At 43.2% G+C, this 13,073-nt stretch carries 10 protein-coding genes and 1 pseudogene; 6 read left to right on the top strand and 5 right to left on the bottom strand.

What is annotated here, in order from left to right; genetic code table 11:
* Both ABIO93_RS05255 and ABIO93_RS05250 read right to left on the bottom strand, forming a co-directional pair.
* Positions 1 to 224 (bottom strand): annotated as a pseudogene (locus ABIO93_RS05255) (GNAT family N-acetyltransferase); the annotation flags it as partial.
* Entirely contained in the window at positions 221 to 1,468 is a 1,248-nt protein-coding gene (locus ABIO93_RS05250; protein WP_348065166.1) for a bifunctional 3,4-dihydroxy-2-butanone-4-phosphate synthase/GTP cyclohydrolase II, read from the bottom strand. The gene ABIO93_RS05250 and the pseudogene ABIO93_RS05255, both read right to left, overlap by 4 nt.
* 183 nt (positions 1,469 to 1,651) lie before the next feature.
* Between ABIO93_RS05250 and ABIO93_RS05245 the strand changes: the two genes are divergently transcribed.
* The 4 genes from ABIO93_RS05245 to ABIO93_RS05230 all read left to right on the top strand — a co-directional run bounded on the left by ABIO93_RS05245 (position 1,652) and on the right by ABIO93_RS05230 (position 7,139).
* On the top strand, positions 1,652 to 3,592 hold the full coding sequence (locus ABIO93_RS05245) for a gliding motility-associated C-terminal domain-containing protein (protein WP_348065164.1): 1,941 nt from the start codon (positions 1,652 to 1,654) through the stop codon (positions 3,590 to 3,592).
* A gap of 183 nt (positions 3,593 to 3,775) precedes the next feature.
* Positions 3,776 to 5,698 (top strand): gliding motility-associated C-terminal domain-containing protein, encoded by a 1,923-nt coding sequence (locus ABIO93_RS05240; protein WP_348065162.1) that lies wholly within the window; start codon positions 3,776 to 3,778, stop codon positions 5,696 to 5,698.
* A gap of 53 nt (positions 5,699 to 5,751) precedes the next feature.
* On the top strand, positions 5,752 to 6,099 hold the full coding sequence (locus tag ABIO93_RS05235; protein ID WP_348065160.1) for a YbaB/EbfC family nucleoid-associated protein: 348 nt from the start codon (positions 5,752 to 5,754) through the stop codon (positions 6,097 to 6,099).
* Between the two features lie 11 nt (positions 6,100 to 6,110).
* Entirely contained in the window at positions 6,111 to 7,139 is a 1,029-nt protein-coding gene (locus ABIO93_RS05230; protein ID WP_348065158.1) for a glycosyltransferase family 2 protein, read from the top strand.
* Here ABIO93_RS05230 and ABIO93_RS05225 read toward each other — a convergent pair.
* Positions 7,120 to 7,341 carry a PspC family transcriptional regulator gene (locus tag ABIO93_RS05225; protein WP_348065156.1) on the bottom strand — a complete coding sequence of 74 codons (222 nt, stop codon included), beginning with the start codon at positions 7,339 to 7,341 and terminating at the stop codon, positions 7,120 to 7,122. The genes ABIO93_RS05230 and ABIO93_RS05225 overlap by 20 nt on opposite strands.
* Before the next feature lie 352 nt (positions 7,342 to 7,693).
* Between ABIO93_RS05225 and ABIO93_RS05220 the strand changes: the two genes are divergently transcribed.
* The gene (locus ABIO93_RS05220) at positions 7,694 to 7,888 is read left to right on the top strand and encodes a cold shock domain-containing protein (protein ID WP_026629450.1); all 195 of its coding nucleotides are present in this window, start codon (positions 7,694 to 7,696) and stop codon (positions 7,886 to 7,888) included.
* Between the two features lie 63 nt (positions 7,889 to 7,951).
* On the opposite strand, the gene lysS is transcribed toward ABIO93_RS05220, so the two are convergent.
* Positions 7,952 to 9,667 (bottom strand): lysine--tRNA ligase, encoded by a 1,716-nt coding sequence (gene lysS, locus ABIO93_RS05215; protein WP_348065153.1) that lies wholly within the window; start codon positions 9,665 to 9,667, stop codon positions 7,952 to 7,954.
* Positions 9,668 to 9,839: 172 nt separating this feature from the next.
* Here lysS and ABIO93_RS05210 point away from each other — a divergent pair, with 172 nt between their 5' ends.
* Positions 9,840 to 12,329 (top strand): hypothetical protein, encoded by a 2,490-nt coding sequence (locus ABIO93_RS05210; RefSeq protein WP_348065151.1) that lies wholly within the window; start codon positions 9,840 to 9,842, stop codon positions 12,327 to 12,329.
* Position 12,330: 1 nt separating this feature from the next.
* Here ABIO93_RS05210 and ABIO93_RS05205 read toward each other — a convergent pair whose 3' ends face one another.
* Positions 12,331 to 13,041 (bottom strand): response regulator transcription factor, encoded by a 711-nt coding sequence (locus tag ABIO93_RS05205; RefSeq protein ID WP_348065149.1) that lies wholly within the window; start codon positions 13,039 to 13,041, stop codon positions 12,331 to 12,333.
* Positions 13,042 to 13,073: the final 32 nt, after the last annotated feature.

The raw sequence follows: 13,073 nt of genomic DNA, 5'->3' as shown, positions 1-13,073 counted from the left end.
ATGTAGATATATTTTCCGCGGAAAAGGTTGTAGCCGGTTTCAAAAACCGCAATGGCCGCAGCCTCATTGTTATCTTCGATAAAAACGATTTGGCGGTTATCCGCAAGGGTTTTCTGTACTGCCTCGTTGTAAATATCGTCGGAAAGAGAAGGCCGCAACGCCTGGATGGCACTGCGGCATTTCGATATATCAGCGTCTGTTTTTACAATCTGAACTACTGTCATCCTTTATTGACGGGAATTGTTAGGTTGCTCAAATTGTGACCCATTTTATCTCTTTTTGTCAAGAGGTACTTTTCATTGTGAGGATTAGAAGGAATTTCAACGGCTACGGAATCTACTATTTCCAAACCATAACCGATCAAACCCGCACGTTTTTTAGGGTTATTGGTGATCAATTTCAGTTTGGTAACTTCCAGATCGCGAATGATCTGAGCACCTACACCATAGTCCCTGTCATCCATCGGAAAGCCCAGTTCCAGGTTGGCCTCGACCGTATCGCGCCCCATTTCCTGTAATTTGTAAGCCCTTAATTTATTGAGTAAACCGATCCCCCGGCCTTCCTGATTCATATAAACGATCACTCCCTTGCCGGCTTTGTCGACCATTTCCATCGCGGCATGAAGCTGAGGGCCACAGTCGCAGCGGCATGAGCCAAAAATATCACCCGTGACACAGGAAGAATGTACGCGAACCAATACAGGCTCGTCTTTTTCCCAAGTACCTTTTACGAGTGCCAAATGTAAATCTCCAGTGTTGATCTGACGGTAAGCGATCAGGTCGAAATGCCCCCACTTGGTAGGCATATCTACGCCAATTTCTCTTTTAATCAGGGATTCTTTACGAAGGCGGTACTCGATCAGGTCCTTGATACTGACCAGTTTGAGATTAAACCTATTGGCGATTTCCCGTAGCTGAGGAAGACGCGCCATGGAGCCATCTTCATTCAGAATTTCGACAAGGACGCCGGCTGGCGACAATCCTGCCAGACGTGGGAAATCGATCGCTGCCTCGGTATGTCCCGTGCGGCGAAGTACTCCACCTTTTTTTGCTTTTAAAGGGAAAATATGTCCAGGACGGCCTAAATCTTCGGGTTTAGTATCCGCATTGACCAGGGCCTGAATGGTTTTCGAGCGGTCGCTGGCAGAAATCCCGGTAGTGCAGCCATGTCCGAGCAAATCCACCGAAACGGTGAAAGCTGTTTCGTGCAGGGCTGTATTATTACCCACCATCATTTCCAGTTCCAGTTCTGAGCAACGTTCTTCTGTTATGGGAACACAAATCAGTCCACGGCCTTCTCTTGCCATAAAATTGACAATTTCGGGGGTAACCAACTCGGCAGCGCAAATAAAATCACCCTCATTCTCCCGGTCCTCGTCGTCAACGACAATGATCAGTTCACCTCTTTTTATGGCTTCGATGGCATCTTCTATGGAATCCAGTGCGATCGGATTGTTATTATTACTCATTAATCGGATTGATGAAAAATAGTTTTAAACTAAAACTCGTTTTTACCTTGCAAAGGTACATTGTTAATATTGAAAGTTCTATTTTTGAACCTCCATGCATCTTAACAAAGGATTTCCTTGAAGCGTTTCAAAAGGTTGTTGCACTAAGCAGAGGCATTATTCGGAGACTATTTTACACATTATATGAACATTAAGCTACTGATCGCATTTTTGTTGGGCACATTTTTGCTTTTTCAGAAAGATGCTTTAGGCCAGGGCTTTTGCGGAAATACGGGCGGCTTTACGGTCATTCCTTCTCAAGGATGCGCGCCTTTGACCGTGACAATCAAAAATCAGGTTGCCAAGGCGGAAAATATCAGCTACGCTTACAATTTCAACCGCTCTCAAACGACGGTACCTGACATTAAAGAGACAACTCAGGACTCTTCTCATACCTATACGCTGGCAGGTACCTACACGATCCTGCAGTTCGGGAGCGCCGGTGGTACCGGTTTTAGTCAGTGTAAAGATGTGGTGGTAAAAGAAACCAGGGCTCCGACGGCCAATGTGACTGTGTGTAAAAGCGGCAAAGTTCAGTTGGATATGGTTCTGGATAGCATTTCGGAGGCCTATGATTTTATTGAAATAAACTGGGGAGATGGCACTCAGGTCTGGAACTGGAAAAAGGGAGGCAGCAGTATTTTTCATATTTACAGCAGTGCAACCCAAAGACCAGACATAAGGCTTACAGGAAAGTATGATGGAGGTCAGTGCGCGCAAAGCACTAGCACGTCAATAATCCCAGGCAAATCTTCGCAATCGCTTGCAAGTGTCCGCATCAGAAATGTGGAGATGCTCTCGTCGGGGGATGTCAAGCTGATATATGACGGTTTGGAAGGCGTACCGACAGAAGTGCTGATAGATAAGGGAGATGGACAGTTTGTGTCTACTGGCAAGAAAGGGCAATCGGCTGGACCGCAGGCAGTTACAATTAACGGCCTTAATCCTCAGCAGATTTACAGGTTCAAATTGTCTTCAAAAGATATATGTGATGACATGATCGAAAGTCCGATCGTCAGTAGCCTGATCATCAAGGAAGGCCCGTTTTCGCTGGATGAGATTATTTCAGTAGCCTGGGAACATTACCCTAACACCGATCAACTCATTGAATATCAGTTGAAAAGAGACGGCGCAGTTGTATTCACTTCCTCTGATCAGCTTTCTTACCTCGATAAGGATGTCAAATGCGGGAATACCTACAAATATGAAATCGTAGCGATCATTGAAAATGATGTCCGGTCCTATTCGAGCTTTGTTGATATTGAACCAAAATCATCAGCACCAGGCGTCATTAATACGGCGAGTGTTACGGTAGAGGACGATAACACCATTACGACCAAGGTGGAAGTTTCAGGGGAAGGATTGACCAGCACTTACAACCTGATCGTCGAGCGTGCTCTGCTCGGAAATACTGATTTTCAACAAGTTTCACCGGCAGGCAATCAAACTTTGCAGTTTCAGGATGCGAATGTCAATACTTCAGAGAACTCTTATTGTTATCGGTTTGCCTACGAAAATGCATGTAAATTGAAATCGCCGGATTATAATGCGCCGGTATGCTCTATACTATTAAGAACCAATACACCGGAGATCGTCTGGAATTCAGATGCGCCGTTCACGGATGCAGTAGGGTCTTATGACCTTTTGCAAATGGATGACAAAGGAAATATCGAAGATGCGATCCCTAAACAACTTGGTACCAGCCATACATTGGATTTGAGCTCTCAATCGGCTTTTTCTTTTCGGATAAAGGCCATTTCTGGCAATGGAAATTTTACGAGTTTTTCGAATATACTGAATTTCATAAGCGAAGCAATTATCCTGGTGCCCGATGCATTTACACCAAATGGAGATGCTTACAATGAGCGATTTGAAGTAAAAGGCTACTTCATTTCTGACTTTAAAATGTCGGTTTTTAATCGGTGGGGAGAAGTTGTCTTTCAGTCCAATAATATTGCGGAAGGCTGGGACGGCCGCATGAAAGGAGAAAAGGCGCCCGGCGGTTACTACTTATACAAGATAGAGGCCTCTGCTTCTTCCGGCAGTAAAGTGGTGAAGAATGGAAGTCTTTTACTGATAAGATAGATTTTTTTAATGGCGTAGTAGTCAGGATAATACTTTCGCAGCATTTCCCGTTTAATAGTTAGGCCAAGTTCATAAACCTGGAATAACCTATTTTTGAAGTCTTATCGCCCCGACATTCTTTTTCATTTCGTTCAATGTAAATGTAGTCTTTGTAAAAGAGTCATGGTTTAATATTGCACACATATGAGATTACGGTTACTATCATTATTTTTCACTATAATAAGTTTTTCAGGGCCAATAGCATACGCTCAGGGGCTATGCTCAGTTGGAGGTGGCGGCTTTACCTTGGATAGCTATGAAGGCTGTGCGCCACTTCCGGTGAAAATCACAAACACTATTCCTAACGCGCTTGCAACTGGTTATAATGCGTTTTACGATGGACGTGCAAACAATCCTGCAATTCAGGAAGTTGCCCAGTTCACCTACGTCAATCCGGGAAGTTTCATCATGCTGCAGCAGGTAGTAATTGCGAGCGGCAAAGTTTATGCGTGCAGAACTATAACTGTTTTGGAAACGAGACCGGTAGTCGCTCAGTATTCATCTTGTGGTGGTGGAAAAGTTGTATTGACACTCACCGATGATGTGATTACCAAGGCATATGACCAGGTTGAAATAAAATGGGGAGATGGGGAGACGTCAACATGGTCTAAGGGGGAGCCATTAACAATGGAGCACAATTATGCCAACACCAGCGGCAATCCTACCGCGTCCATAACCGGTGTTTACGCTTCCGGCAAATCTTGTGATCGGGGAAAGGTAGCATCACTTCCGATATCATTTCAACAAGCGCAGCTCAACGAAATTGAAATAAAATCAGTTGAAATGCGAGGAGATGGCACATTGCGATTGAATTATCAAGGTGTTGTCGGAATTCCCACCGAAATCAAATATGCCCCGAATGGAGGAAATTATGTGGTGGACGGAAAGCGATCGTCAGGTGGGGTACAGCCCTATGATATTAAGAATCAGAATGTTAAACAGGTTTATAATTTAAAGCTATCCTCTGAGGACCTTTGCCAGGGCACCCGTGACAGTAAAGTATACAGCAGCATGACGCTCTCGGGGACGTCTGACCAGGGTGAAAATGTGCTTACATGGAGCCAGTATCCCAATGCCGATGGTTTTGCGGGCTACGACCTTTTAAGAGACGGGACGGTTATCAAGAGCTTTACCTCCATTTCTGAGCTCACCTACACAGATAAAGATGTTCAGTGCGGAAGTTATTCAGAATATCAAATTATTGCGAGAATAGGGGATGTGGTGTCTACTTCTGCACCAGTAGGGGTTAAAGCAGAAATTACAGCACCGAAGCCAATTCAGGAGGCTTCTGTTTCTGTTTTAGGAGCTAGTCTGGTGTTGATCAAAGCGAATGTTCCGGGCTCAGGTGGAAATGGAACATACAACATGACCATCGAAAAAGCGGATGCAGGCACCACCACCTTTAAAAAGATCATCACATTGTTCAATCAAAGTGAATATTCGGATATCGATGTGAAAACCAATGACAAGTCGTATTGCTATCGGATAAGCTATGAAAACTCCTGTGGCCAGAAGCTAGCCCCGTCTGAACCGATTTGTACTATTCTTTTACAAAAAAACCTCACAACGCTTTCATGGACACCACCACTTCCTGTGCTAGGGGGTATAAGTGGTTATGACGTCATGCAGACCGGATCCACAGGAAGCGCAGAAATTATTCCGGTTCAGATGAATACCCAGTATACCGTCAAACTGAATGCGCAGAGTGATCTTGAATATAATTTCCTGATCCGAGCAATGTCGACAAATGGCGCATTCGAAAGCCTCTCGAATATCATCAATTACAAAAGAAGCGCAGGGGTTTTTGTACCACAGGCTTTTTCTCCTAATGGTGACGGATATAATGATGTGTTGGAAGCAAAATCTACACAGTTACAATCGTTTAATTTCTCGGTACTGAACCGTTGGGGAGAAGTTGTATTTCATTCCGACGACATTGCAAACAGCTGGGACGGTAATGTTAATGGCGCCAAAGCGCCGGTTGGATCCTACGTTTACAAAATGACATTCGTCGACGATATCAATCAAACTGTTGAAAAAAGTGGTACTTTTATGCTTTTACGGTAGTTACCATTTCTGTAAAATTAATTTTATAAAGCATAAACTTAATAAGTACTAATATGTTTGGAAATATGGCAGACATGATGGGGCTCATGGGCAAAATGAAAGACCTTCAGTCTCGCATGAAAGAAGCTCAGGACCAGTTAGTCACAATCACCCAAACAGCTGAGTCGGGTGGCGGAATGGTGAAAGCCACTGTTAATGGACAGAAAATTGTCATTGGCCTCGATATCGATAAAGACCTGGTGAATCCTGATGATAAGGAAATGTTGCAGGACCTTATCATTGCTGCAGTCAATAAAGCACTTGATAACATTGAACCGAAAATCAAAGAGCATTTACAAAAAGCAACAGATGGCGTTCTTCCCAATATTCCAGGTCTGGATTTAGGAAGTTTCATGAAATAACTGATTGATTAATGGCTTCCTCAGTTGCGATTGTAATATTGAATTATAACGGTCGGCATTATCTTGAAAAATTTCTCCCCAATATAATCCGCTATTCCCAGGGCTACGAAATCTGGGTGGCTGATAATGCCTCAACCGATCAATCCATTGAGTGGCTCAGCGAACAATATCCTGGACTAAAAACCCTGATTATCTCCGAAAATAAAGGTTACGCAGGCGGCTACAACGAGGCATTAAATCGCATCAGTTCGGACTACTACATTCTTCTAAATTCTGATATTGAAGTGACGGAAAACTGGATAGAACCAGTCATTTCGTTTATGGAATCAGACATTAAGATTGCCGCATGCCAACCCAAAATACGCGCATTCGACCTTCCTACCCACTTCGAATACGCCGGTGCAGCCGGTGGTTATATGGATTATCTAGGTTACCCGTTTTGCAGAGGCAGGATCTTTGATACGCGGGAAGAGGATCTGGGGCAGTATGACGATGAAAAAGATGTTTTTTGGGCAACCGGCGCATGTCTTTTTATAAGAGCAGCAGCTTTTCACGAAGCGAAAGGCTTTGATGAATCGTTTTTCGCCCATATGGAGGAAATCGATCTATGCTGGCGATTGCTCAACATGCAATACCGGATTACTTACTGCGGTAAATCCGTAGTATACCATGTCGGCGGAGGAACGTTACACAAGTCTAATCCGAGAAAAACATTTCTGAATTATCGGAATAATCTCATTATGCTTTTCAAAAACTTACCTAAAGGAAGAAGATGGAAGACGGTTTTGATAAGGCTTGTACTGGACGGAATATCAAGTGTACGTTTTATGGCAACCGGCGCCTGGCCTGACGTAATAGCCATTATCAGGGCGCATTTTGCGTTCTACGCCTTGATTCCGTCATTGACAAAGAACACTAAAAGAACTACTTACAGGGCGCCTCTATATTACCGTAGTGTAGTATGGGAATATTTTGTGTTGGGAAAGCACCGCTTCAATCAACTAACAGGTATTAAATCTGCTACAACTCCCAAATCGTAGGGCTGTTATGCCTCCTCCAATGCTGGTGCAGCTCCATCCAGAATGCCAGGATCAGGTAAATGATAATCGGTGAGCCGAAAGTCATGAAGGTAGCGTATATAAAGTATCTCCTGATGCTGCTGGCAGGGAAATTAAGCTTTTCACCTAGCTTCGCGCACACTCCAAATATTTGATTCTCAACGTAATACCGAAGTCTGTTCATACCTTATTTTTGAATAATTACCTCATAATTAACGATTTTCGCCGGGATAACCAATTCGGCAAAATATTTTTTACTGAATGGAGGTCGAAACGGCAAAATACCGCTAACTCTTAAATTTTCAAATTCTTTAATCAAATAAATTGTTTTACAAACAATTTTTGTTTCTTTGTGATTAAAGATTTTGTAAGTAGTTCATTATAATCAAGATGCCTTGTTGAAAATTGCCAAAATTTCTTCTGCTAATGCGTTGAGCCTCCCTCAATTATTTGGTACCGCCATTTAGACTTATCACTGAAACGCTTACAATCTTCTTGTATTTTCACCTTATTTCAATTTTTTTATTTCAACCATTATGCCAACAGGTACTGTAAAATTTTTCAATGAAGCTAAGGGATACGGCTTCATCGTTGAAGACGACACAAACAGAGACATTTTTGTCCATGTGACAGGATTGGGAGGACTTACTATCCGTGAAAATGACCAAGTTGAATACGAAGTCGTTGAGGGTAAAAAAGGACTAAACGCTGTGCAGGTAAAAAAGATATAATTATATTTTTTTTGCAGGAATTTGAAAATGCCGCCCTTGGAAGCGGCATTTTTGATTTTTATATCATCCCACCCACACTTTCACATCGTCCAAAAGCGGCATTTTCTCCTCTATTTTTAGCTTTTTACGCATTCCGCCTAGGTCATTAAAGATCTTGTTCGGACTAGCAGCTTTCAATTGTTCGATCGTCAGAATATTCATTTTCTGCAAGGCCGGTATCCACACGGCCGGAACTCCAGCGTCCACGTAATCTGATTCTCTGGCAACTTCCGCTTTCTTCTCGGGGCGCATTTGCGGGAAGAAAATGACTTCCTGAATGCTGGAATTATTGGTAAGTAACATTGTCAAACGGTCAATTCCAATACCGATACCGGACGTAGGTGGCATTCCGTATTCCAGGGAGCGAAGGAAATCGTCATCCATTTCCATGGCTTCATCATCGCCGCGCTCTTTCAATGTAAGCTGATCCTCAAATCGTTCGCGTTGCTCGATCGGGTCATTTAATTCGGAATAGGCATTTGCAATCTCCCTACCATTCACAAAAAGCTCGAAACGCTCCACCATGCCTTTTTTGGTACGGTGTTTTTTCGTAAGCGGTGACATTTCCACAGGATGGTCGATGATGAATGTCGGCTGGATAATGTGGCTTTCGACCTTTTCCCCAAAGATCTCATCGATCAGCTTTCCTTTACCCATACTATCAGTTACTTCCATGCCCCAGGCGCGGCATTGTTCCCGAATCGTGGCCTCGTCAGAACCATCCACGTCCAGGCCGGTATATTGATGTATGGCGTCGGTAATGCTTAAACGCGGGTAGGGTCCAGCAAAATCCAGTTCTACATCTGCAAAAGTTGCTTTGGTAGTACCATTTACCGCGAGTGCCACCTTTTCCAGAACCTGCTCTGTCATTTCCATCATCCACAGGTAATCTTTGTAGGCAACGTATAGCTCCACAGTGGTGAACTCTGGATTGTGCGTACGGTCCATTCCTTCATTACGGAACAGTTTTCCAAATTCGTAAACGCCTTCAAATCCGCCAACGATTAGTCGTTTCAAATGCAGCTCAGTAGCGATCCGCAAGTATAGACCTAGATCCAGGGCATTATGATGCGTAGTAAAAGGTCTCGCAGCAGCACCTCCATGAATGGATTGAAGCACAGGAGTCTCCACTTCCAACCATCCATTTGAATCGAAGTAGGAGCGCATGGTGGTGATAATCCTGGCGCGTTTGATAAAAATATCACGTACTTCCGGGTTCACGATTAGGTCCACGTAACGCTGGCGATACCTGAGTTCCGGATCGGTAAAACCATCGTGCACAATGCCATCTTCGTCGCGTTTTACAACTGGCAACGGGCGCAGCGATTTATTTAAAATCTTGAACTCCTGGACATGAACAGAGATTTCGCCGGTTTGCGTAGTAAAGACAAACCCGGTAACACCAATAATGTCACCAATGTCGAGCAGCTTTTTAAAAACAGTGTTGTAAAGCGTTTTGTCTTCACCTGGGCAAAGATCGTCACGGCGGAAATACAATTGTACGCGGCCGGTACTGTCCTGAAACTCGGCAAAAGCCGCGCTTCCCATAATGCGAAAACCCATGAGCCTGCCGGCCATGGTCACATGTTTATAGTCAATCTTATTGTTTTCGTAGTTTTTAACGATGTCGGCGGCATAAGTATTGACCGCAAACTCTTCTGTGGGATAAGGTTCAATTCCCATCCGCATTAATTCTTCGCGCTTCTGACGCCTTAATATTTCCTGTTCGCTTAGTAGCATTTGATCAAAATAATTTTTGAAAACGAGATTTCAGTATTCCAAAATAGTGCGCAAAACTAGTATTTTTTGCCGGGAATAGCGAAAATGGAAACCATTAAGATACTTTACTTGGTTGCTGAGGAATATATGCTGGCACGTTATTAATGTAAATTGCATTAAATCCTTTCAATTCATGTTTGCAAGAGTCCTTAAAATCTTTGGTATCGTTGCCCTTTGCGCCGTATTCATGTTTGGAGCAGTGGAGTTCTGGGTTTACAAGAACAGAGAGAAGATTTTCCGCAACGTGCAAGAGGTTGTCAATGAAAATCTCAACGGAAAATTGGAAGTGGCGGACTTTAAATTCCGCCCTTTTTACGGTGGTTTGGGCCTTAATTTTACGCTTTCCGGTGTTAAATTGACGGACAGTCTCTACCAAATTCATCAAAAGCCTTTCCTGGAAGCTGAGCAGATACACGTAGCCCTCGACCTCAAAGGTTTTTACAAAGGCGATATCAGAATCAAAAACCTCATCCTGCAAAACGGAAATCTCAGACTGTTTGTGCAGAAAGATGGCTACTCAAATCTCAGTATTTTTAAGTCTCAAAAAGACAAAAAGGACAAGAAAAAATCTGACGGTAATAGTGCGATTATGGAAAAGCTGGGTAATCTGCGCTTTATCAACTTCGGCGTCAGCTACGGTGATTCGGTGAAACAGAAATTCTACGGCGCAATTTTCAGGGATGTTACCAATATTATCACGCTCACTGATTCTGCTACCAATGCTAATCTAAATGGCTCCGTTTACTTCAATGGACTTACATTTAAACCGAAGAAAGGTGGGTTTTTGGTCAATCAGGAAACGACGCTGGCGGTAGCACTGGCCTACGACGAGGAGGCGAAGACTCTAAAAATTTACCCATCAATACTAGAAAGTGCTACCCATGATAAGATTGGCATCAATGGTGAATTTGACTTTTCCGATACCATCCGAACTTTCACTCTGAATTTTGAAGCCAAAAATATTGCCGTTAAAAACGCGCTGCCTCTTTTGACGGCGAAGGTTTCCAGGCAGATTGATTCAATCGGTATTCAGACAAATGTGGACACACAAGTGAAGGTAAAAGGCCAGCTTTCGGGGGAACAGCCCAGAGTTGACGTTTATTTCATCACGGATAAGTTTGAATACAACCTGCCGGTTGGGGTCATGCGCAATATGCAGGCCGAGGGCGTTTTCACTAACCAGGGAGATACTACAAAATTGTCAGGTCCATCCAATTCCCGATTGACGGCTCCGAAGATTACCGGTATGTTTGAAACGATTCCTTTTAGTTTGGGACTGGTAGTAAACGATTTCCTGAATCCCAAGGCAAAGTTAGACGGCCGGATCGAAGCGGATTCCACTAACCTGGGGCAGCTGCTAGACCCTGCTAAGTACCGGTTTAAAAATGGGACTGCGAAAATCGATTTTCATTTCAATGGAAGCCTTAAAAACTTTTATGACCCGGTAAAAGACCGTTTCAATGGAAAGCTGTGGGGAAAGGCTTCTCTGAACAATATTTCAATGGATTACCTCCCCCGTCAGGTTCATTTGAAGCAGATAAAAGGGGACCTTACATTCAATGAATCCGCGGTGGTACTTCCTGACCTTCATTTTTTTGATGGTCAGAATATGCTTTACGTCAGGGGAAAGTTAATTGACTTAATACCTTACCTGTTCGGTTCTCCTAAACCGCTAAGGGCACAGGTTGACATTAATATTCCAAATTGGCAGCTCAATTGGCTGGAAAATTTACTAGCTCAAAGAACAAGCAGGAAGAACACTACCAGAAAAAAACTGCGGCTTTCGGAACTGTTGGATGATGCTATTGATAAAATGGAGATTGTCGCTAAGCTCGACTCCAAAACGTTAAAATACCGTCATTTTACAGCCAAAGATGTGAAAGGCCAGTTTACCATCAAGAACAATGCAGTGAGCATTGAGTATTTCGTAATGAAGGCTTTTGGAGGTGGGAATGTGCGGGTTTCCGGTGAGATGGATAATTCCGGAGTTGGTTTGCCACACCTTTTCATACGGGGAAAAATTGTGGATGCGGACGTGCATTCTGTGTTTTACTCGTTCGATAATTTTGGCCAAAAAACCTTTACGCATGAAAATTTAAAGGGAATTTTAACCACAGATTTTAATTTCGAGTCCAGACTGAACAACAATGTGAAGCTGGTACCATCTAGCATGAAAGGTTTGCTGCGGATTAATTTGATCAATGGCTATATTATAAATTTTGAGCCATTTATGAAGATGAAGCGTTTGATTTTTAAAAAGCGGAACTTCGAGCGAGTGAAATTTGCCACAATTCACAATGATTTTAAACTCAACGGCCAAGAAATTGAGATACCCCCGATGGAGATAGAGTCCAATGTAGTCACGCTCTACATTGATGGTATTTACAGTTTTGCCAAGAAAACGGACATCAACATTCAGATACCGCTCAGCAACTTCAAAAAGCGTGATTCTACTTATGTGCTAGACCCTAATAATGAAGAGAAGAAAGACGGTTCAAAGATCTATCTGCGTGCGATTGATGAAAACGGTGAAGTGAACATCAAACTGGCATTCAGGAAAAAAAGAGACAAAGATAAGGCAAGGAGGGAAGACGAGGCCGTTCAGGATACGCTCCAAAAGTAACTTACACTCGCTCGTTACTGAACATATAGCCAACTCCTTTCAAAGTCTTAATGTAAGTATCACCCAATTTTTCACGCAACTTGCGGATATGCACGTCGACAGTCCTTTCGAGCACATAAATGTCGGCTCCCCATATTTTTTGAAGCAACTCATCCCTGCTGAACACCTTATTAGGCGTTTGTGCCAAAAAGAAAAGCAGTTCAAATTCCTTTTTGGGCAGTACCGTCGATTTTTCACCAGCCTGCGTAACCGTATAATTTTTCCGGTTAATCGACAAGTCCAGTATCTCAATGGTATCCCCTGATTCAGCCTTTTGTGCCTCTCTTCTGAACAATGCATTGATCCTGCTCATTAAAGCGCGGGGCTTAATGGGCTTGGTAATGTAATCGTCCGCGCCAACATCAAACGCAGCGACCTCAGAGTATTCCTCTGAACGGGCAGTCAAAAAAAGTATATAGGTATTCTTGATCTCAGGATTTTGGCGCAACATACGGCCGGTTTCGATACCGTCCAGTTGAGGCATCATGATATCAAGTAGTATCAGATCAGGAATAAAAGTCTTGGCAATTTCAATTGCTTTTTTGCCATTGGAAGCAGTTAGTACTGAATAGCCTTCCTTGGTTAAATTATATTCGAGGAGTTCAACAATATCAGAATCGTCATCAACTACTAATACTTTCGGTGCTGATGCAGCAGATTTAGCGGTGCTCATTGTTTTTATGATTAAAACGCGATTCGAAATTA

Origin of the sequence: Dyadobacter sp. (assembly GCF_039919315.1) — a bacterium.
In the GTDB taxonomy this organism is placed as follows: domain Bacteria; phylum Bacteroidota; class Bacteroidia; order Cytophagales; family Spirosomataceae; genus Dyadobacter.
This window is presented reverse-complemented; position numbering and strand designations above follow the sequence as displayed.

Coding starts and splice junctions, on each gene's coding strand:
- ABIO93_RS05250 (WP_348065166.1), bottom strand. CDS start 1,468: ATGAGTAATAATAACAATCCGATCGCACTGGATTCCATAGAAGATGCC.
- ABIO93_RS05245 (WP_348065164.1), top strand. CDS start 1,652: ATGAACATTAAGCTACTGATCGCATTTTTGTTGGGCACATTTTTGCTT.
- ABIO93_RS05240 (WP_348065162.1), top strand. CDS start 3,776: ATGAGATTACGGTTACTATCATTATTTTTCACTATAATAAGTTTTTCA.
- ABIO93_RS05235 (WP_348065160.1), top strand. CDS start 5,752: ATGTTTGGAAATATGGCAGACATGATGGGGCTCATGGGCAAAATGAAA.
- ABIO93_RS05230 (WP_348065158.1), top strand. CDS start 6,111: ATGGCTTCCTCAGTTGCGATTGTAATATTGAATTATAACGGTCGGCAT.
- ABIO93_RS05225 (WP_348065156.1), bottom strand. CDS start 7,341: ATGAACAGACTTCGGTATTACGTTGAGAATCAAATATTTGGAGTGTGC.
- ABIO93_RS05220 (WP_026629450.1), top strand. CDS start 7,694: ATGCCAACAGGTACTGTAAAATTTTTCAATGAAGCTAAGGGATACGGC.
- lysS (WP_348065153.1), bottom strand. CDS start 9,667: ATGCTACTAAGCGAACAGGAAATATTAAGGCGTCAGAAGCGCGAAGAA.
- ABIO93_RS05210 (WP_348065151.1), top strand. CDS start 9,840: ATGTTTGCAAGAGTCCTTAAAATCTTTGGTATCGTTGCCCTTTGCGCC.
- ABIO93_RS05205 (WP_348065149.1), bottom strand. CDS start 13,041: ATGAGCACCGCTAAATCTGCTGCATCAGCACCGAAAGTATTAGTAGTT.